This is a genomic window from Micromonospora sp. TSRI0369, from assembly GCF_001905625.1.
In the GTDB taxonomy this organism is placed as follows: domain Bacteria; phylum Actinomycetota; class Actinomycetes; order Mycobacteriales; family Micromonosporaceae; genus Micromonospora; species Micromonospora echinospora_A.
The window spans coordinates 865223-885402 of record NZ_LIVU01000002.1; the positions used below are offsets into that span (position 1 = coordinate 865223).

The 20180-nt window shown below is 74.2% G+C and carries 18 protein-coding genes and 1 riboswitch; of the genes, 16 read left to right on the forward strand and 2 right to left on the reverse strand.

All coding sequences use genetic code 11. The annotated features are described in order from the left end of the window. Window positions 1-2: 2 nt before the first annotated feature. The 10 genes from rpoZ to AMK25_RS09255 all read left to right on the forward strand — a co-directional run bounded on the left by rpoZ (window position 3) and on the right by AMK25_RS09255 (window position 12343). Window positions 3-269, forward strand: coding sequence for a DNA-directed RNA polymerase subunit omega (gene rpoZ / locus AMK25_RS09210; RefSeq protein ID WP_025617742.1), 267 nt, complete (start codon window positions 3-5; stop codon window positions 267-269). 14 nt (window positions 270-283) lie between these two features. Then, window positions 284-1492, forward strand: coding sequence for a bifunctional phosphopantothenoylcysteine decarboxylase/phosphopantothenate--cysteine ligase CoaBC (gene coaBC / locus AMK25_RS09215; protein WP_073827692.1), 1209 nt, complete (start codon window positions 284-286; stop codon window positions 1490-1492). Window positions 1493-1573: 81 nt separating this feature from the next. Next, window positions 1574-2779 carry a methionine adenosyltransferase gene (metK, locus tag AMK25_RS09220; RefSeq protein ID WP_073827693.1) on the forward strand — a complete coding sequence of 402 codons (1206 nt, stop codon included), beginning with the start codon at window positions 1574-1576 and terminating at the stop codon, window positions 2777-2779. Between the two features lie 59 nt (window positions 2780-2838). Further along, complete coding sequence (locus AMK25_RS09225) at window positions 2839-4833, forward strand: primosomal protein N' (RefSeq protein WP_073827694.1); 1995 nt, start codon at window positions 2839-2841, stop codon at window positions 4831-4833. Window positions 4834-5062: 229 nt separating this feature from the next. Then, entirely contained in the window at window positions 5063-6043 is a 981-nt protein-coding gene (locus AMK25_RS09230) for an AAA family ATPase (RefSeq protein ID WP_073827695.1), read from the forward strand. A gap of 124 nt (window positions 6044-6167) precedes the next feature. Next, on the forward strand, window positions 6168-7400 hold the full coding sequence (locus AMK25_RS09235; protein WP_443189904.1) for a cytochrome P450: 1233 nt from the start codon (window positions 6168-6170) through the stop codon (window positions 7398-7400). A 42-nt stretch (window positions 7401-7442) separates the two neighbouring features. Further along, a complete protein-coding gene (gene def, locus AMK25_RS09240) occupies window positions 7443-8003 on the forward strand; it encodes a peptide deformylase (protein WP_043324943.1) in 561 nt (186 codons plus the stop codon). A 5-nt stretch (window positions 8004-8008) separates the two neighbouring features. Continuing rightward, complete coding sequence (gene fmt / locus AMK25_RS09245; protein WP_073827697.1) at window positions 8009-8935, forward strand: methionyl-tRNA formyltransferase; 927 nt, start codon at window positions 8009-8011, stop codon at window positions 8933-8935. After that, on the forward strand, window positions 8932-10437 hold the full coding sequence (locus AMK25_RS09250) for an RsmB/NOP family class I SAM-dependent RNA methyltransferase (protein ID WP_073827698.1): 1506 nt from the start codon (window positions 8932-8934) through the stop codon (window positions 10435-10437). Before fmt ends, AMK25_RS09250 begins: the two co-directional genes overlap by 4 nt. Before the next feature lie 157 nt (window positions 10438-10594). Further along, entirely contained in the window at window positions 10595-12343 is a 1749-nt protein-coding gene (locus tag AMK25_RS09255) for a M28 family peptidase (RefSeq protein ID WP_073827699.1), read from the forward strand. A gap of 42 nt (window positions 12344-12385) precedes the next feature. Here the strand turns inward: AMK25_RS09255 and AMK25_RS09260 are convergent, their stop codons facing one another. Together AMK25_RS09260 and AMK25_RS09265 are read right to left on the reverse strand one after the other, a co-directional pair. Further along, window positions 12386-13276, reverse strand: coding sequence for a septum formation family protein (locus AMK25_RS09260; RefSeq protein WP_073827700.1), 891 nt, complete (start codon window positions 13274-13276; stop codon window positions 12386-12388). A gap of 69 nt (window positions 13277-13345) precedes the next feature. Then, a complete protein-coding gene (locus tag AMK25_RS09265) occupies window positions 13346-14233 on the reverse strand; it encodes a septum formation family protein (protein WP_073827701.1) in 888 nt (295 codons plus the stop codon). Window positions 14234-14494: 261 nt separating this feature from the next. Here AMK25_RS09265 and rpe point away from each other — a divergent pair, with 261 nt between their 5' ends. The 6 genes from rpe (at window position 14495) to AMK25_RS09295 (ending at window position 20180) form a co-directional block, all read left to right on the forward strand. Further along, a complete protein-coding gene (gene rpe, locus AMK25_RS09270; RefSeq protein ID WP_043324939.1) occupies window positions 14495-15175 on the forward strand; it encodes a ribulose-phosphate 3-epimerase in 681 nt (226 codons plus the stop codon). Window position 15176: 1 nt separating this feature from the next. Beyond that, the gene (locus AMK25_RS09275; RefSeq protein WP_073827702.1) at window positions 15177-16133 is read left to right on the forward strand and encodes a response regulator; all 957 of its coding nucleotides are present in this window, start codon (window positions 15177-15179) and stop codon (window positions 16131-16133) included. A 73-nt stretch (window positions 16134-16206) separates the two neighbouring features. After that, window positions 16207-16379, forward strand: a riboswitch (FMN riboswitch). A gap of 169 nt (window positions 16380-16548) precedes the next feature. After that, on the forward strand, window positions 16549-17610 hold the full coding sequence (ribD, locus tag AMK25_RS09280; RefSeq protein WP_073827703.1) for a bifunctional diaminohydroxyphosphoribosylaminopyrimidine deaminase/5-amino-6-(5-phosphoribosylamino)uracil reductase RibD: 1062 nt from the start codon (window positions 16549-16551) through the stop codon (window positions 17608-17610). Window position 17611: 1 nt separating this feature from the next. Beyond that, on the forward strand, window positions 17612-18223 hold the full coding sequence (locus AMK25_RS09285) for a riboflavin synthase (protein WP_073827704.1): 612 nt from the start codon (window positions 17612-17614) through the stop codon (window positions 18221-18223). Next, window positions 18223-18918 carry a nicotinamide riboside transporter PnuC gene (pnuC, locus tag AMK25_RS09290; RefSeq protein ID WP_073827705.1) on the forward strand — a complete coding sequence of 232 codons (696 nt, stop codon included), beginning with the start codon at window positions 18223-18225 and terminating at the stop codon, window positions 18916-18918. The genes AMK25_RS09285 and pnuC overlap by 1 nt, the downstream gene beginning before the upstream one ends. Continuing rightward, window positions 18915-20180: a bifunctional 3,4-dihydroxy-2-butanone-4-phosphate synthase/GTP cyclohydrolase II gene (locus AMK25_RS09295; RefSeq protein WP_073827706.1), complete on the forward strand. Its 1266-nt coding sequence runs from the start codon at window positions 18915-18917 to the stop codon at window positions 20178-20180. The genes pnuC and AMK25_RS09295 overlap by 4 nt, the downstream gene beginning before the upstream one ends.

A 20180-nucleotide genomic window follows, 5' to 3' on the forward strand; every position in this document is an offset into this window, starting at 1 on the left:
TCGTGGGATCCATCGCCACCAACCCCGAGGGCATCACCAACCCGCCGATCGACGAGCTGCTCGAGAAGACCACCTCGAAGTACGCGCTGGTCATCTTCGCCGCCAAGCGCGCCCGTCAGGTCAACGCCTACTACAGCCAGCTCGGTGAGGGCCTGCTGGAGTACGTCGGCCCGCTGGTGGAGACCACCCCCCAGGAGAAGCCGCTCTCCATCGCCATGCGTGAGATCAACTCGGGCCTGCTCACCGCCGAGCCGACCGACCAGCCGTAACCGCGCCCGCGCCGATGCCCGCCGAGATCGTCCTCGGGGTCGGCGGCGGCATCGCCGCCTACAAGGCGTGTGAGCTGCTCCGGCTCTTCACCGAGTCGGGTCACCGGGTCCGGGTGGTGCCGACCGCCTCGGCGCTCCGCTTCGTCGGGGCGCCGACCTGGGCGGCCCTGTCCGGCCAGCCGGTGGCCGACGACGTCTGGTCCGACGTGCACGAGGTCCCGCACGTGCGGCTCGGGCAGCACGCCGACCTGGTCGTGGTCGCCCCGGCCACCGCCGACCTGATCGCCAAGGCCGCCCACGGCCTCGCCGACGACCTGCTCACGAACACGCTGCTGACCGCGCGCTGCCCGGTGCTGCTGGCGCCGGCCATGCACACCGAGATGTGGGAGCACCCGGCCACCGTGGCGAACGTGGCCACGCTGCGCTCGCGCGGCGTCCGGGTGATCGAGCCGGCCGTGGGCCGGCTCACCGGGCGGGACACCGGCAAGGGCCGGCTGCCCGACCCGGCGGAGATCTTCGCGGTCGCCCGCCGGGCCCTGGCGCGCGGCGCCGGCGCCGAGGCCGACCTGGCGGGCCGGCACGTCGTGGTCACCGCCGGCGGCACCCGGGAGCCGCTGGACCCGGTCCGGTTCCTGGGCAACCGGTCGTCCGGCAAGCAGGGGTACGCGTTCGCCCGCGCCGCCGTCGCCCGGGGCGCCCGCGTTACGCTTGTCGCGGCGAACGTGGCGCTGCCCGACCCGGCCGGGGTGGACCTGGTCCGGGTGGGCACCACCGAGGAGCTGCGCACGGCGACGCTGGCGGCCGCCGCCGACGCGGACGCCGTGGTGATGGCCGCCGCGCCCGCCGACTTCCGGCCGGCCAGCTACGCCACCGGGAAGATCAAGAAGTCCGACGACGGTGTCGCGCCGACCATCGAGCTGGTCACCAACCCGGACATCGCCGCCGAGCTGGGGCGCGTCCGCCGCCCCGGGCAGGTGCTGGTGATCTTCGCCGCGGAGACCGACGACGCGGAGGCCAACGGCCGGGCCAAGCTGGCCCGCAAGGGGGCTGACATGATCGTCGTCAACGAGGTCGGCGTGGACAAGGTCTTCGGCGCCGACACCAACGCGGCCACCGTGATCGCCGCCGACGGCGCCGTTCACCGGCTGGCCGAGCAGCCCAAGGAGGCCCTGGCCGACGCCGTCTGGGACCTCGTCTGTCCGCGGCTGCCGTCACGTTCCTGACGGTTGGTCGGCCCGCGATCAGGGGGTCACGGCGGAACGGGATGGCTAAACTGCCGCCGAGCGACCTTTAAAAGTCTTCACATGCTTAGGAGTGCCGTGACACGTCTCTTCACGTCCGAATCGGTCACGGAGGGCCACCCGGACAAGATCGCCGACCAGATCAGTGACGGCATTCTCGACGCGCTGCTCGCCCAGGACCCGCACAGCCGGGTCGCGGTGGAGACGTTGATCACCACCGGCCAGGTGCACGTGGCCGGCGAGGTGACCACGAAGGCGTACGCCGACATCCCGACCATCGTCCGGGAGACCATCCTCGGCATCGGGTACGACTCGTCGAAGAAGGGCTTCGACGGCGCGTCCTGCGGCGTCAGCGTGTCCATCGGCGCCCAGTCGCCGGACATCGCCCAGGGCGTCGACAACGCCTTCGAGCTGCGTACCGGCGGGTCGGAGAGCGCGCTGGACGCGCAGGGCGCCGGTGACCAGGGCATGATGTTCGGCTTCGCCTGCTCCGAGACGCCCGAGCTGATGCCGCTGCCGATCGCGCTGGCGCACCGGCTGGCGCGCCGGCTCGCCACGGTCCGCAAGGACGGCACCATCCCCTACCTGCGGCCGGACGGCAAGACCCAGGTCACCATCGAGTACGACGGGCTGCGCCCGGTCCGGCTCGACACAGTTGTCGTGTCCAGCCAGCACGCGGCCGACATCTCGCTGGAGTCGCTGCTCACCCCGGACATCCGGGACCACGTCATCAACCCGGAGCTGGAGGGCCTCGGCCTGGAGACCGAGGGCTACCGGCTGCTGGTCAACCCGACCGGGCGCTTCGAGATCGGCGGCCCGATGGGTGACGCCGGCCTGACCGGCCGGAAGATCATCGTGGACACCTACGGCGGGTACGCGCGCCACGGCGGCGGCGCGTTCTCCGGCAAGGACCCGTCGAAGGTGGACCGCTCGGCCGCGTACGCGATGCGCTGGGTGGCCAAGAACGTGGTCGCCGCCGGGCTGGCCGAGCGGTGCGAGGCCCAGGTCGCGTACGCGATCGGCAAGGCCCACCCGGTGAGCCTGTTCATCGAGACGTTCGGCACCGAGACCGTGCCGGTGGCCTCGATCGAGAAGGCCGTCGCCGAGGTGTTCGACCTGCGCCCGGCCGCCATCATCCGGGACCTGCACCTGCTCCGCCCGATCTACCAGCAGACCGCCGCGTACGGCCACTTCGGCCGGGAGCTGCCGGACCTGACCTGGGAGGGCACCGACCGGGCCGCCGACCTCAAGTCGGCCGCGGGAGCCTGACCGCCGCCACGCGCCGCGACCGGCGACCCGCGCAGGGGTCGCCGGTCGCGCGCGTCTGCGTGGACGTGCCCCTGCCGCACCTGGACCGCCCGTTCGACTACCTGGTGCCGGCGGCGCTCGACGCCGAGGCGCAGCCCGGGGTACGGGTGAAGGTGCGCTTCGCCGGGCAGCTCGTCGACGGCTGGCTGCTGGAGCGCGCCGAGTCCTCCGAGCACCCGAAGCTGGCGTACCTGGAGAAGGTCGTCTCGCCGGTGCCGGTGCTCTCCCCGGAGGTGGCCCGGCTGGCCCGCGCGGTCGCCGACCGGTACGCGGGCAGCCTCGCCGACGTGCTCCGGCTGGCCGTGCCGCCCCGGCACGCCCGCGCCGAGAAGGCCGTCACCGCCGAGGCGCCGTCCGCCGACGCCACCGCGCCCACCGACGCCCCCGCACCCGACGGCAGCTCCGCCCCCGCGCCGTCCGCCGCCGCCCCCGCGTCCGCCGACGCGGACGCCCGGGCGGAGGTGGATCCGCGCGGCTGGCGGGACTACCCGGCCGGGCCGGCGCTGCTGCGGGCGCTCACCGACGGCCGGCCCGCGCGCGCGGTGTGGTCGGCGCTGCCGGGGGAGGACTGGGCCGACCGGTACGCCGACACGGTGGCCGCCACGGTGGCCGGCGGCCGGGGCGCCGTGGTCGTGGTGGCCGACGCACGTGACCTGGACCGGCTCGACGCCGCCCTGACCGCGGTGCTCGGCGCGGGGCGGCACGTGCGTCTCACCGCCGCCGACGGCCCGGCCCGCCGCTACCGGGCCTTCCTGGCCGCCCGGCGCGGCGACGTGGCAGTGGTGATCGGCACCCGCGCGGCCATGTTCGCCCCGGTGGACCGGCTCGGCCTGGTGGCGATCTGGGACGACGGCGACGATCTGCACGCCGAGCCCCGCGCGCCCTACCCGCACGCCCGGGACGTGCTGCTCACCCGGGCGCACCTCGGCGACGCCGCCGCCCTCGTCGGCGGGTACGCCCGCAGCGCCGAGGCGCAACTGCTGGTGGAGACGTCCTGGGCCCGGGAGGTGGTGGCCGACCGGGCGGTGGTGCGCGCGCGTACCCCAGCCATGGCGCCCACCGGCGACGACCCGCAACTCGCCCGCGATCCCGGCGCGGCCTCGGCGCGGCTGCCGAGCCTGGCCTGGACCAGCGCCCGGGACGCGCTGCGCGCGGACCTGCCGGTGCTGGTGCAGGTGCCGCGCCGCGGTTACGTGCCGTCGGTGGCCTGCGCGGACTGCCGGGCCCCGGCCCGCTGCCCGCACTGCGCCGGGCCGCTCGCGCTGCCCTCGGCGCAGGGCACGCCCGCCTGCCGCTGGTGCGGCCGGGTGACCGCCGCGTACGCCTGCCCGGAGTGCGGTGGGCGGCGGCTGCGCGCCTCGGTCACCGGCGCCCGGCGCACGGCCGAGGAGCTGGGCCGGGCGTTCCCGGGCGTGCCGGTGCGCACCTCGGGGCGGGAGGAGGTGCTCGCCATGGTGCCGGGCGGGGCCGGGCTGGTGATCGCCACGCCGGGCGCCGAGCCGGTGGCCGACGGCGGCTACGGCGCGGTGCTGCTGCTCGACTCGTGGGCGCTGCTGACCCGGGCCGACCTGCGGGCCGGTGAGGAGGCGCTGCGGCGGTGGATGGCCGCCGCCGCGCTGGCCCGGCCGGGTACGGCCGGTGGCCGGGTGGTGGTGGTCGCCGACGGCGCGCTCGCGCCGGTGCAGGCGCTGCTGCGCTGGGACTCGGCCTGGTTCGCCGCCCGCGAACTGGCCGAGCGGCGCGAGCTGGGCTTCCCCCCGGCGGTCCGGATGGCGAGCGTCACCGGCGTCGCCGAGGCGGTGGCCGACCTGCTCGCCGGAGCCCGGCTGCCGGGCGACGCCGAGGTGCTCGGTCCGGTGCCGGCCGACGAGGGCCGGGAGCGGATGCTCGTGCGGGTGCCGCGGTCCCGGGCCGCCGCGCTGGCCGAGGCGCTGCACGCCGCCGCCGGGCAGCGCAGCGCCCGCAAGGCCGCCGATCCGGTACGCCTGCAGGTCGATCCGCTCGTCCTGTTCTGACCGCCGGCAGCCGCGTGACACTGCGCACGCGGCCCTTCGCGCACGGTCGTGAGCTGGGGTTTGCCGCACACCTGGTCCGGCAATTGGGTAGCGGGCGGTGATAGCATCGCCCGTCATGCCAGGCGCGCGGTTTTCCCCGTGCGGGACGCGGCGCGGCGGGTGCCAGAGCACGTCGGGCCGACACGGATTCGATGTCGTCAGTCAGCCGGTGAGCAGGGGTGGACCAGTCGTGACCGTTCGTCAGTCGATCGTCTTCAACGGTGACCTCGGCAGTGGCAAGAGCACCGTCTCGGTCGAGATCGCCAAGCGGCTGGGGCTGCGCCGGGTCAGCGTCGGCGACCTCTACCGCCAGATGGCCCAGGAGCGGCAGATGACCGCCCTGCAGCTCAACCTGCACGCCGAGCTGGACCAGGCCGTCGACGGCTACGTCGACCAGCTTCAGCGCGACATCGCCGCCTCCGGCGAGTCGCTGGTCATGGACTCCCGCCTGGCCTGGCACTTCTTCACCGACGCGCTCAAGGTGCACATGATCACCGAGCCGACCGAGGCGGCCCGGCGCGTGCTGGCCCGCCCGTCCGGCCCGGCTGAGAGCTACACCTCGCTGGAGGAGGCGCGGGCCAAGCTGCGCGAGCGCAGCGAGAGCGAGCGGGGCCGGTTCATCGTCCGCTACGGCGTCGACAAGGCCCGCCTGCGCAACTACGACCTGATCTGCGACACCACCCGGGCCAACCCGGAACAGGTCATCCAGCACGTGATCGACGTCTACGAGGGCCGGCTCGGCGCGGACGTGCTGCGCGCCGGTCAGCCGTTGCTGCTGCTCGACCCGAACCGGGTCTACCCGACCGAGGACGTGTCGGCGCTGCGGGGCCTCTGGGACGCCGACCTCGCCGCCGAGCTGGCCGAGAGCGGCGAGGAGCCGGAGCCGTTGAGCATCGGCTACACCGGCGAGTACTTCTTCGTCGTCGACGGGCACCGGCGGCTCAGCGCGGCGGTGCGCGCCGGACTGCCGATGGTCGCCGCCCGGCTGGTCGCCGAGGTGGACGAGCCGGTGGTCGGCGGGATGAGCGCTGTCGACTTCTTCACCGCCCAGACCCGGCCGGGGCTGATCCACGACTGGGAGGACGCCCACGGCATCGCGCTGCCGCTGCCCGAGCACGCGCTGCTCGACGGCGGCCCGGTGCTGGCCGGGGAGCCGGGCGCGGGGGCCTGAGAGCCGGGGACACCGCCACCTCGCCGTGACGGGTTGACCACGGTCGGGCGGCACGGAGCATGATGAGGGTCTCCGATGCCTGGGGAGGCGGATCGTGGACCCTGCCGACGCGCTCGCACTGCTGATGTCCCCCGAGGGTCGCGTAGACCCCTATCCGACGTACGAGCGGCTGCGCGCACACGGCCCGGTGGTCCAGGCCGGCCCGGTCTTCTTCGCGGTCACCGGGTACGCCGAGGCCGACGCGATCCTGCGCGACGCGCGGTTCGGGGTGATGGACGACGCCCTGCGCGACCAGTTCATGCCCGGCTGGCGGGAGAGCCCGGCGATTCTGTCGATCTCCCGGTCGATGCTGCGCACCAACCCGCCCGACCACAGCCGGATGCGCCGGCTGGCGGCCGGCGCGTTCACCCCGCGCCGGATCGCCGCCATGCGCGACGTGGTGCAGGCGCAGGCCGACGAGCTGATCGACGCGATGCTCGCCGCCGAAGGGCCGGTCGACTTCATGGCCGCGTTCGCGTACCCGCTGCCGGTCGGGGTGATCTGCGCGCTGCTCGGCGTGCCGGCGGCGGACCGGCCGCTGTTCCGCCGCTGGGCCACCGACCTGACCGGCGTGCTCGAACCGGAGATCACCGAAGAGGAGCTGGCCGTCGCCGACCGGGGGGCGAGCGAGCTGCGCGCCTACTTCACCGAGCTGGTGGCGACCCGCCGCCGGGCGCCGGCCGACGACCTGACCACCGCGCTGGTGCAGGCGCACGACGGCGGTGACCGGCTCTCCGGCGACGAGTTGCTGGCCAACCTCATCGTGCTGCTGGTGGCCGGTTTCGAGACCACCACCAACCTGCTCGGCAACGGCCTGGTGGCGCTGCTGGAGCACCCGCGCGCCGCGGCGGCGCTGGCCGAGCACCCGGAGTTCGCCCCCGGCTACGTCGACGAGCTGCTGCGCTACGACTCGCCGGTGCAGCTCACGTCCCGGATGAGCACCGCGCCGGCCCGGTACGGCGACGTCGACCTGCCGCCGGAGAGCTGGGTGATCGTGATGCTCGGCGCGGCGAACCGTGACCCGCGCCGCTATCCGGAACCGGCCCGCTTCGACCCGTGGCGTCCGCAGGTGCACCCGCTGTCCTTCGGCGCGGGGCCGCACTACTGCCTCGGCGCGGCGCTGGCCCGGCTGGAGGCGCAGGTGGCGTTCCCGCTGCTGCTGCGCCGGCTGCCCGGGCTCGCCGTGGCCGGCCGGCCCGAGCGGCGGGTGCGGCTCACGCTGCGTGGTCACGCCACGCTGCCGGTGCGCGTCGGGCGGGAGGCGTCCCCGGTCACCGTTCCCGGTACGCCACCCGGCGCGGCCGGGCCGACTCCGTAGACTGGACGCGCATCGTTCGACCCAGACAAGGAGCCACGCCGAGTGACCGTCCAGCCCATCCGTCTGTTCGGCGATCCGGTGCTGCGCACGCCGGCCGACCCGGTCGTCGACTTCGACGCCGAGCTGCGCAAGCTGATCGCCGACCTGACCGACACGATGCGCGAGCAGAGCGGCGCCGGCCTCGCCGCGCCGCAGCTCGGGGTGGGCCTGCGGGTGTTCACCTTCGACGTCGACGACGTCCTCGGCCACCTGGTCAACCCGGTGCTGGAGTTCCCGGACGAGGAGGAACAGGACGGCCCGGAGGGCTGCCTGTCCATCCCTGGGCTCTACTTCGACACCAAGCGCCGGCAGAACGTGATCGCCAAGGGCTTCAACGGCTACGGCGACCCGTTGCAGATCGTCGGCACCGGCCTGATGGCCCGCTGCGTGCAGCACGAGACCGACCACCTCGACGGCGTGCTCTTCGTCGACCGGCTCGACCCGGCCGGCCGCAAGGAGGCCATGAAGGCGATCCGCCAGGCCGAGTGGTACGACCAGGCCGCCCCGCCCACTGTCAAGCTCAGCCCGCACGCCGCCGGCAACCCGTTCGGCCTGGGGCGGTGACCCGGATGCGCCTGGTCTTCGCCGGCACGCCGGCGGTCGCCGTACCGGCCCTGGACGCGATCGCCGCCTCCGGCCACGAGCTGCTCGCCGTGGTCACCCGTCCCGACGCCCCGGCCGGTCGTGGCCGGGGACTGGTCCGCTCGCCGGTCGGCGCGTGGGCCGACGCGCACGGCGTCGAGGTGCTCACCCCGGCCCGCCCGCGCGAGCCGGAGTTCCTCGACCGGCTGCGCGAGCTGGCGCCGGACTGCGTACCGGTGGTCGCCTACGGCGCGCTGGTGCCGCCGGTGGCGCTGGAGATCCCCGCGCACGGCTGGATCAACCTGCACTTCTCGCTGCTGCCCGCCTGGCGGGGCGCCGCGCCCGTGCAGCACGCGGTGCTGCACGGCGACGCGCTGACCGGGGCCAGTGTCTTCGAGCTGGAGGAAGGGCTGGACACCGGCCCGGTCTACGGCACGGTCACCGACGAGATCCGCCCGGCCGACACCTCCGGCGACCTGCTGGAGCGGCTCGCGCACTCCGGCGCCGGGCTGCTGGTGGCGGTGCTCGACGCGATCGGCGCCGGCACCGCCCGCGCCGTGCCGCAGCCCGCCGACGGCGTCTCGCTCGCCCCGAAGCTGACGGTGGAGGACGCCCGGGTCCGCTGGGGCGACCCCGCGTTCGCGGTGGACCGGCGCATCCGCGCCTGCACGCCCGCGCCCGGCCCGTGGACCACGTTCCGCGACGACCGGGTCAAGCTCGGCCCGGTCACGCCGGTGGCAGACGGCCCGGAGCTGAAGCCCGGGGAGCTGCACGTGGCGAAGTCCGGTGTGCTCGTCGGCACCGCCACCACGCCGGTGCGCCTCGGCGAGGTGCGCGCCGCCGGTAAGAAGGCCATGCCCGCCGGCGACTGGGCGCGCGGCGCCCGGGTCACCGCCGGCGAGGTGTTCGCGTGACGGGGCCGTCGCGCCCGGACCGGCCCGCCGAGGGGGAGCGTCCCCGCGGGTACGCGCGTGAGCGCGGCGACCGGCCCGGGGCGGACCGGCGTGGCGGTGACCGGTTCGGCGGCGACCGGCGGGGTCCGCGCCGTCCGGCCCGTCCGGCCGTGGACCTGCCCCGGCAGGTCGCGTACGAGGCGATCGCCGCGGTGCACCGCGACGACGCGTACGCCAACCTGGTGCTCCCGGCGATGCTGCGCGAGGCCGGGCTGAGCGGCCGGGACGCCGCGTTCGCCACCGAGCTGACCTACGGCACGCTGCGGCACACCGGCACGCTCGACGCGATCGTCACCGACGCGGCCGGGCGGGACGTGCAGCGCATCGACCCGCCGGTGCGTGACGCGCTGCGGCTCGGGGCGTACCAGATCCTGCACACCCGGGTGCCCGCGCACGCCGCGGTGTCGTCCACTGTCGACCTGGTCCGGTCCGTCGGGCCGGGCGCCACCGGGTTCGCCAACGCGGTGCTGCGGGAGATCACCAGCCGGGACGCCGACGCCTGGGTGGCGAAGCTCGCCCCGGCGCAGGAGACCGACCCGGTCGGGCACCTCGCGCTGGCGTACAGCCATCCGCAGTGGATCGTGCGGTCGTTCGCCGAGGCGCTCGGCGGGGACATGGGGGAGACGGCCCGGCTGCTCATCGAGGACAACGAGCGCCCGCCGGTGCACCTGTGCGCCCGGCCGGGCCTGGCCGATCCGGTGGCGCTGGCCGACGAGGTGGGCGGCGCGCCCGGCGCGTTCTCGCCGTACGCGGTCTACCTGCCCGGCGGCGCGCCGGGTGACCTGCGGGCGGTGGCCGACGGCCGTGCGCACGTGCAGGACGAGGGTTCCCAGCTGGTGGCGGACGCGCTCGCGGCGGCTCCGCTGGACGGCCCGGACGGCCGCTGGCTGGATCTGTGCGCCGGTCCGGGCGGCAAGTCCGGCCTGCTCGGCGCGCTGGCCGCGACCCGGGGGGCGCGGCTCACCGCGGTCGAGGTGGCCGAGCACCGGGCGCGGCTGGTGGAGCAGGCCACCCGCGGGCTGCCGGTGACGGTGCTGCACGCCGACGGGCGTGACGTGGGCAGCGACCCGAAGCTGCCGGAGGGGCACTTCGACCGGGTCCTGGTCGACGCGCCGTGCACCGGGCTGGGCGCGCTGCGCCGCCGGCCGGAGGCGCGCTGGCGCCGCCAGCCGTCGGACCTGCCGCCGCTGACCCGGTTGCAGCGTGAGCTGCTCACCGCCGCGTTGCGGGCGGCCCGGCCCGGTGGCCTGGTCGCGTACGTGACGTGCTCGCCGCACGTGGTGGAGACCCATGTGACGGTGACCGAGGCGGCGCGGCGCTGCGGCTTCGCCGTCGACTTCGTCGACGCGCGGCCGATGCTGCCGGCCGGCATGCCGGGTCTGGGTGACGGCCCCACTGTGCAGCTCTGGCCGCACCGCCACGGCACCGACGCCATGTTCCTGGCGCTCCTGCGCAGGAACTGACCCGCCGCCGAGGCAAGGGGAGGGGCGCGGGCGGCATCCCTGTGGGGGGAGGGGGCCGGTGGGATGTGACAGCCCGTTGACTGTGCGATCGATACATGTAACTGTTCCGATCACCGGTCCCGGCATCCCGCCCGCCGAACCCCCACGAGGAGTCTCCATGAGACGCAGAACGCCGACCACGAGCCTCGCGCTCGCCCTCGTCGCCACCCTGACGACGGCGAGCCTGGCCGGCACCGCCTCCGCCGCTCCCGCGCCGGCCGCCGCCCCCGCCCCGGCCGTCGCCGCGCTCGCCGCCCCCGACGTCTCCCTGAGCAACATCCAGGCCCACCTCAGCCAGTTCAACTCCATCGCCACCAGCAACGGTGGCAACCGGCGCTCCGGCTCGGCCGGCTACACGGCGTCGGTCAACTACGTCAAGGGCAAGCTCCAGGCGGCCGGCTACACGGTCACCGAGCAGAACTGCTCCACCTGCACCTACCCGGGCAACAACCTGATCGCCGAGTGGCCGCAGGGCCCGTCGGACCAGGTCGTCATGTTCGGCGCCCACCTGGACGGCGTGGCCGCCGGGCCGGGCATCAACGACAACGCCTCCGGCTCGTCGGCGCTGCTGGAGAACGCGCTGGTGCTGGCCGCGCAGAACCCGACCATGACCAAGCGGGTCCGGTTCGCCTGGTGGAACGGCGAGGAGCAGGGCCTGCAGGGCTCCAAGCACTACGTCAACCAGCTCAGCTCCACCCAGCGGGGCTACATCAAGGGCTACTACAACTTCGACATGGTCGGCTCGCCCAACGGCGGCTACTTCATCAACCGGATCACCTCGGCCACCGCCGCGCCGCTGAAGGCGTACTGGGACTCGTTCGGCATCTCGCCGGAGGAGAACACCGAGGGCCAGGGCCGCTCCGACGACTACTCGTTCGCCAACGCCGGCATCCAGACCTCCGGCTACGCGGCGGGTGCCAGCTACACCAAGACCTCGGCGCAGGCCAGCAAGTGGGGCGGCACCGCGGGCGCGGCGTACGACGGCTGCTACCACCGGTCCTGCGACAACACCAGCAACATCAACACGACGATCCTCAACCGGGCCGCGGACGGCGTGGCGTACACGATCTGGGCGCTCGCGGTCGGCGGCGGCACCCCGGCCAACGACTTCTCCGTCTCGGTGAGCCCCACCTCCGGCAGCGTCGCCCGGGGCGGCTCCACCACCGCCACCGTCAGCACCGCCACCACCTCCGGGAGTGCGCAGACCGTGGCGCTGTCCGCCAGCGGCGCCCCGAGCGGCGTCTCGGTGAGCTTCAGCCCGTCCTCGGTCACCTCGGGCGGCTCGTCCACGATGACGGTCAGCGCCTCGTCGTCGGCCACCACCGGCACGTTCACGCTCACCGTGACCGGCACCGGTTCGGCCACCCGCACCGCCAGCTACACGATCACCGTGAGCGGCGGCAGCGGCGGCTGCACCGGCGGGCAGCTCATCGGCAACAGCAGCTTCGAGTCCGGCACCACGCCGTGGACGGCCAGCTCCGGCGTGATCACCAACAGCTCCAGCCAGGCGGCCCGCACCGGGTCGTACAAGGCGTGGCTGAACGGGTACGGCTCCTCGCGTACCGACACGCTGTCGCAGTCGGTCACGCTGCCGGCCGGGTGCAGCAGCTACACGTTCTCGTTCTGGCTGCACATCGACACGGCCGAGACGACCAGCTCGACCGCGTACGACAAGCTGACCGTGCAGGTCGGCTCGACCACGCTGGCCACGTACTCCAACCTGAACAAGGCCACCGGCTACACCCAGCGCACCTTCAACCTGGCCGCGTACGCGGGGCAGACGGTCACGCTGAAGTGGACCGGTGTCGAGGACTCCTCGTTGCAGACCAGCTTCGTCGTGGACGACGTGACGCTGCAGGTCGGCTGAGCGGACACGGGCGGGGTGGGCGAACGCCGCCCCGCCCGTGGCTCAGGTGATCGGCAGCGACTTGGCGCCCGCGCCCTTCACCGAGCGGGTCAGCGCCCGCTCGGAGACCCAGAGGAAGCACTGCACGCCTCGGTCGCCGTCGCGCCACTGCTCCTCGTACGGGTGGTAGATGATGGTGCCGGCCCGGTACTGCATGTTGCCGTCGTTGGGCAGCTTCGCGTACTTGGCGATGAGCCCGCGGCACGCCTTGTGCGTGCGCAGCGGCGTGCGCTCGAACTCGGCGTAGCTGATGTCCGGCGCCTGGTAGACGCCGACGAACTCGGCGTGGTGCTTCGCGGTGCAGGACACCGGCCGCATCGCCTGCACGTCGTTCTTGCTCATCTTCGGGTTGAAGCAGCCCAGCGCCAGCTTCGAGCCGGGCTTCAGCGAGCCCCGCAGGCTGCCGGTGCGCTCGGCCACGTCGCCCTGGTCCAGGTCGGTCACCTCGGCGACGTCGCAGCGGTACCAGCGGGCCCCGCCGGACCAGGCCAGCGCGGAGGGGAAGACCACGGACAGCCGCAGCCGCCCGGAGCGCCAGTCCCCGCCGAGGGCCCGGGTGACCTGCCGGGCGCAGTCGCCGTGCGCGACGCGCATCCCGGCCGAGCCGGCCCGCGGCGGAGCGGAACGTTCCGCCTCCGGGCCGCTCATCGTGCCGACGTGCAGCGTCTCGGCGCGGTGCGTGGCGGCACAGTCGACCGGCTGGTAGCCGCTGAGGTAGCCGACGTCGGCGACGGTGGGGTGACAGGCGCCGCTCTGCGGCACGAAGCCGACCGGCGCGGCGATCGCGGGCCAGTCGTCGGTCAGGTCGCGGTCCACCCCGGCCGGCGCGGCGCACCCGCCGAGCGCCAGCGCCGCCACCGTTGACACGGTGACCGCCACCCACCAACGCCGCATCGCGACCGACCTCCCCCGCGCGTCCGGAGCCGACCGGTACGCCTCGGCGGTGCAGCATACGGCAGTCGATCAGGTCACCGGGAGTCCCTCGGGACCGGCGCCGCGTACCGAGCGGTTGAGCTTGCGGTCGTCGCTCCACAGGAAACAGCGCACTCCCCGGTCGCCCTCCTCCCACTCCCGTTGCGAGGGCGGGTAGAAGATGGACCCGGCCCGGTACGGAAGCTCCGCGTTGTCCGGCACGTCGGCGAACGCGGCGATCAGCGTCATGCAGCGCCGGTGCGTGGAGGGCGCGCCCTTGGTGAACTCCGCCCAGCTCATGTCCTGTTCCTCGTACACGCCGACGAACTCCGCGCGGTGCGGTTCGGTGCAGAGCACCGGGGCCATGTAGTTGAGGTTCTGGCCGATCAGCTTCGGGTCGAAGCACCTGTGCACGAGCGGATTGTCGCCGACCAGCGCGCCGCGCAGGCTGCCCACCCGGTTGACCGGGCGGGTGTTGTCGATGCTGTCGGTCTCGGCCAGGTCGCAGCGGAACCAGCGCGCGCCGGCGCCCCAGGCGGCGACGGTCGGCAGCGCGATGTTCAGCGTGAGCCGGGCGGCGTGCCAGTCCCCGCCGATCATCTCGCGGGCCCGCTGGTCGCACTCGGCGCGCGCGGTCCGCAGCGCCGGGGTGCCCGGTTCCGGGCGGGCGCCGAGCGCGGCCGGCCCGGTGAACGTGCCGACGTGCACCGTCTCGGCCAGATGGCTGCCCGCGCAGTCGACAGTCTCGTACGTGGCGGCGGCCACCACTGTGGTGAGGCGGGGCAGGCACGCGTCGGTGGCCGGGACGAACAGTCGTGGCGCCGGCAGCGCCGCCCAGTCGTCGATCAGATCCCCGTCGGCCCGGTGCGCCTGCACACAGCCGGCGAGCACCGCCGTCGCGGCGCCGGCCAGCGCGAGCACGTGGAGCCACCGTCGCATCGTCCGCCCCTTCCGGGAGAGATGACAGCCGGTCGCCACAGGCCCGACCGGCGTCCCCCGCGCCCGGGCGTGCAGCATACGTGACCGTCCCTGTAGGAGTTTCGTCATCTTTCAATCGATCGGCCAGTCACCGGCGACTATTCGTGCCGATTTTTGCTCCGGACGGCCGGATGGTGCACCGGGGGTGACGGAAGGATCACCGCTTGTCGTTCCGGGAGCCGTGCCGCGACCTCCGGATCACCGCGTTCGTACACTGGCCCGGTGACCGTACCGCCGCCGATCGTCGCGCCGAGCATCCTGGCCGCCGATTTCGCCCGCCTCGCCGACGAGGTCCGTGCCGTGGAGCCCGCCGCCGACTGGCTGCACGTCGACGTCATGGACAACCACTTCGTGCCCAACCTGACCATCGGGCTGCCGGTGGTGCAGAGCCTGCGCGCCGTGACCGAGATCCCGTTCGACGTGCACCTCATGATCACCGATCCGCGTCGCTGGGCGCCCGGGTACGCCGACGCCGGTGCGTACAACGTCACGTTCCACGCCGAGGCGTGCGACGACCCGGTGGCGCTCGCGAAGGATCTGCGCTCGGCCGGTGCGAAGGCGGGCCTGGCGATCGACCGGGACACCCCGATCGAGCCGTACCTGGAGCTGCTGCCGAGCTTCGACACGCTGCTGATCATGACGATCAAGGCCGGTTTCGGCGGGCAGCGTTTCCTGCCGCAGCTGCTGGACAAGGTGCGCGCCGCCCGCCGGCACGTCGACAGCGGCCACCTGGAGCTGCGCATCGAGGTCGACGGCGGCATCGCCGCGGACACCATCGAGCAGGCCGCCGCGGCCGGCGCCGACGCGTTCGTCGCCGGCACCGCCGTCTACGGCGCCGACGATCCCGCGGAGGCGGTACGCCGCCTGCGTGGCCTGGCGGAACGTGCGATGACCGGGGCCTGAGGTGGACGCTGCCGACGAGCGACCCGACGTCATCCTGGTCGTCGACGACGACGAGGACATCGCCCGCTTCGTCGAGTTCAACCTGCGCCTGCACGGTTTCGAGGTGCTGCACGCCAGCGACGGCCAGGAGGCGCTGGAGATCATCGAGCGGCAGCGGCCCGACCTCGCGGTGGTGGACCTGATGATGCCGCGCGTCGACGGCCTGGAGCTGACCCGGCGGCTGCGCGCCGACCCGATGACCTCCGCGCTGCCGGTGATCATGCTGACCGCCAAGGGGATGACCCAGGACAAGGTCAACGGGCTGAGCGTCGGCGCCGACGACTACCTGGTCAAGCCGTTCGACACGCTGGAGCTGGTGGCCCGGGTCAACTCCACGCTGCGGCGCAACAAGGAGTTCCGGGAGGTCTCGCCGCTGACCGGCCTGCCCGGCAACAGCCGCATCCGGCGGGAGATCAGCGACCGGGTCCGCAACGGCGTCGACTACGCCGTCGGCTACATCGACATCGACCGGTTCAAGAGCGTCAACGACCGGTACGGCTTCGTGCGCGGCGACGAGTTCATCTCGGCGCTGGCCCGCAGCCTGCACCGGGCGGTGGTGTCGATCGGGCTGCCGCCGGCCTTCCTGGGGCACGTCGGCGGCGACGACTTCGTCATCGTCTGCACCCCCAGCCAGGTGCGGCCACTGACCAGCCGGGCCGTCGTCGACTTCGAGAAGGCCGCGGACGCCCTCTACGACGCCACCGACCGGGAACGCGGCTTCGTCGAGCTGAAGGACCGGCGCGGCAACATCCGCCGCGCCGCGCTGGTGACGCTCTCCATCGGCGTGTCGCTGTCGGATTCCGGCAAGCGCTTCACCGACCCGCTGGAGGCCATCGCGGTGGCCTCGGAGATGAAGACGGTGGCCAAGAGCCAGCCCGGGTCGTACGTGGCGGTGGACCGACGCCGCGGCGTCACCTGAGCGCGTCTGTGAGGTAGCTCGCCTCTGTGGCGCGCACCCGGGCGGAACGTGTAAGACTTCCCGTGTACCCACCACGCGCTGGCGGGGCTCGGTGAAATTCCGAACCGGCGGTGATCCACGGTCCGACCGTGGTAAGCCCGCGACCCGGACGGCTTCGGCCGGACGGTGGACCTGGTGAGAATCCGGGGCCGACGGTTGGGGTGCGGCTCGTCCGCCCCCAGACAGTCCGGATGGGAGACAGCGCGCGGAACGGGGGAGGCCCCTGCCGGCCGCTGAGCACCCTCAGCCGCCGCGTGGGCTCCCCGGGGTCGGCGTCGCCGTCCCCGGGTTCTCCGCCGCCGCGTGTCCGCGGCTTTCGTGGCCGTTCCTCCCGAACCCGCCCGCGCGCGACCGGCGAGCGGGAGGACAGGCGGCCATGGCGAGCGTCTCCATCGACGAGGCGATGCGTCGTGCCATCGAACTGGCCGCGCGCGGCCTCGGTGCCACCAGCCCCAACCCGGTCGTCGGCTGCGTGCTGCTCGACGCCGACGGCGAGGTCGTCGGCGAGGGCTTCCACGCGTACGCCGGCGGCCCGCACGCCGAGATCGTCGCGCTGGCCCAGGCCGGCACCCGCGCCCGCGGCGGCACCGCAGTCGTCACGCTCGAACCCTGCGACCACACCGGCCGCACCGGCCCCTGCAGCCACGCGCTCATCGCCGCCGGGGTGGCCCGCGTCGTGGTCGCCGTGCCCGACCCCAACCCGGTCGCCTCCGGCGGCGCCGCCACGCTGCGCGCCGCCGGGGTCCAGGTGACCCTCGGGGTACGCGCCCAGGAGGCCGAGGCCGGCAACGTCGCCTGGCTCACCTCGATGCGCCGCGGCTGGCCGTACCTGATCTGGAAGTACGCGGCGACGCTCGACGGGCGCTCCGCCGCCGCCGACGGGACCAGCATGTGGATCACCTCCGAGGCGGCCCGGATGGACGTGCACGCCCTGCGTGGCACCGTCGACGCGGTGCTCGCCGGGGTGGGCACCGTGCTCGCCGACGATCCCCGTCTCACCGCCCGCAACCTGCGCGACGGCACCATGGCCATCCGGCAGCCGCTGCGGGTGGTGGTGGACAGCTCGGGGCGTACCCCGGCCGACGCCCGGGTCCGCGACGGCGCCGCACGCACGTGGGTGGCCACGGCCGCGGAGGTCGGCGCCGGGCCGGACGGCCGGGTCGATCTGGCGGCGCTGCTCGCGGAGCTGCACCACCGGGGCGTGCGGGCCGCGCTGCTGGAGGGCGGCCCCACGCTGGCGGGCGCGTTCCTCGCCGCCGGCCTGGTCGACCGGATCGTCGGGTACGTCGCGCCGAAGCTGCTCGGCGCCGGTCCCACCGCGCTGCTCGACGCCGGCGTGAGCACCATCGCCGACGCCATCGACCTGGAGATCACCGACGTTACGCGGGTCGGTCCCGACCTGCGGATCACCGCGCTGCCCCGGAAGAGGGAGGCCTGACATGTTCACCGGCATCGTCGAGGAGCTGGGCGAGATCGTCCGGAGCACCGAGACCGGCGACGACTCCGCGCTGGTCGCGATCCGCGGCCCGCTCGTCACCTCGGACGCCCGCCACGGCGACTCCATCGCGGTGAACGGCGTCTGCCTCACCGTGGTCGACGTCGACGGCGGCGTGTTCACCGCCGACGTGATGGGCGAGACGCTGCGCCGCACCGCGCTCGGGGCGCTGCGCCCCGGCGACCCGGTCAACCTGGAACGCGCCGCCGCGCTCAACAGCCGGCTCGGCGGGCACCTGGTGCAGGGCCACGTCGACGGCGTTGGCGAGGTCGTCGCCCGGGAGCCGGCCGCGCAGTGGGAGACCGTCCGGTTCCGCCTGCCCGCCGGCCTGGCCCGGTACGTGGTGGAGAAGGGCTCGATCACCGTCGACGGCGTGTCGCTGACCGTGGCGGAGGCCGGCGACGACTGGTTCTCCGTCGGGCTGATCCCCACCACGCTGAAGCTCACCGTGCTCGGCACGAAGCAGGTCGGCGACCCGGTCAACCTGGAGGTCGACGTGCTGGCCAAGTACGTCGAACGGCTGCTCGGCGACCGTGGCGCGGGGAGTGTGCGGTGATGGGCCCGCTCGGCTGGCTGCTCGACGCCCAGGTGCACGTGGCCGGTTCGCCGGTGCTGGTCCGGGAGATCGTCGGCAACGGCTTCGGGCTCGCCTCGGCGCTGCTCGGGCTGCGCCGCGTGGTCTGGGCCTGGCCGGTCGGCATGATCGGCAACGCGCTGCTGCTCACCGTGTTCCTCGGCGGCGTCTTCGTCACCCCGCAGGCGCACGACCTCTACGGCCAGGCCGGCCGGCAGGTCTTCTTCTTCGCCGTCAGCGTGTACGGCTGGTGGCGCTGGTCGCGCAACCGGCGCGCGGGCGGCGGGGACGAGCCGGCCGTGGTGCCGCGCTGGGCCACCTGGCGGGAGCGGCTCGGCCTGCTCGTCGCAGCCGTCGTCGGCACCGCCGCCGCGTACCCGGTGCTGGCCGCGCTGGGCTCGTGGGGCCCGCTGCCGGACGCCTGGATCCTGGTCGGCAGCCTGCTCGCCACCTACGGCATGGCCCGCGGGTGGGTCGAGTTCTGGCTGATCTGGATCGCCGTCGACGCGGTCGGCGTGCCGCTGCTGCTGCGCGGCGGCTTCTACCCGTCTGCCGCCATGTACCTGGTCTACGGCGCGTTCTGCGCCGCCGGCCTGTACAGCTGGTGGCGCACCTCCCGGGCCGTCGCGACCGCGCCCGCCCCGATCCCGGCGACGTACTCGGAGGCAGTGGCATGACCACTTTCGGTTCGATCGAGCAGGCGGTGGCGGACATCGCCGCCGGGCGCCCCGTGGTCGTGGTCGACGACGAGGACCGCGAGAACGAGGGCGACCTGATCTTCGCGGCCGAGCTGGCCACGCCGGAGCTGGTCGCGTTCATGGTCCGCTACACCTCCGGCTACATCTGCGTGCCGCTGACCGAGGACGAGTGCGACCGGCTGGACCTGCCGCCGATGCACCACACCAACCAGGACCGGCGCGGCACCGCGTACACGGTGACGGTGGACGCCCGGGAGGGCGTCAGCACCGGCATCTCCGCCGCCGACCGGTCGCACACCATCCGGCTGCTCGCCGACGCCGCCACCGGCCCGACCGACCTGGCCCGGCCCGGTCACGTGGTGCCGCTGCGCGCCCGCGCCGGCGGGGTGCTGCGCCGCCCCGGGCACACCGAGGCGGCGGTGGACCTGACCCGGCTGGCCGGGCTGCGCCCGGCCGGGGTGCTCTGCGAGCTGGTGAACGACGACGGCACCATGATGCGCCTGCCGGACCTGGAGAAGTTCTGCGCCGAGCACGGCCTGACGCTGGTCACCATCGCGGACCTGATCGCCTACCGGCGGCGCACCGAGAAGCAGGTCGAGCTGGCCGCCGAGGCCCGGATGCCCACCCCGTACGGCGTGTTCCGGGCGCTGGGCTACCGCGCCGAGCACGACCCGGCCGAGCATGTCGCGCTGGTCATGGGCGACCTCGGCGACGGGCGGGACGTGCTGGTGCGGGTGCACTCGGAGTGCCTCACCGGCGACGTGTTCGGCTCGCTGCGCTGCGACTGCGGGCCGCAGTTGCAGGCCGCGCTGGCCCGGGTCGCCGCCGAGGGCCGCGGCGTCGTCCTCTACGTGCGCGGTCACGAGGGCCGGGGCATCGGCCTGCTGCACAAGCTGCAGGCGTACCAGCTCCAGGACCAGGGCCGCGACACCGTGGACGCGAACCTCGACCTGGGCCTGCCGGCCGACGCCCGCGACTACGGCACCGGCGCGCAGATCCTCTACGACCTCGGTGTCCGCTCGATGCGGCTGCTGACCAACAACCCGGCCAAGCGGGCCGGGCTGGAGGGTTACGGGCTCACCGTGACCGGGCGGGAGGGGCTGCCCGTGCGGTCCAACCCGGAGAACGTGCGGTACCTGCGCACCAAGCGGGACCGGATGGGGCACCTGCTGGACGGACTGGACGAGGTGACCGAGGCGCCGATGGGCCGCCCGGTCGCCGGTGACGAGATCGGAGCGTAG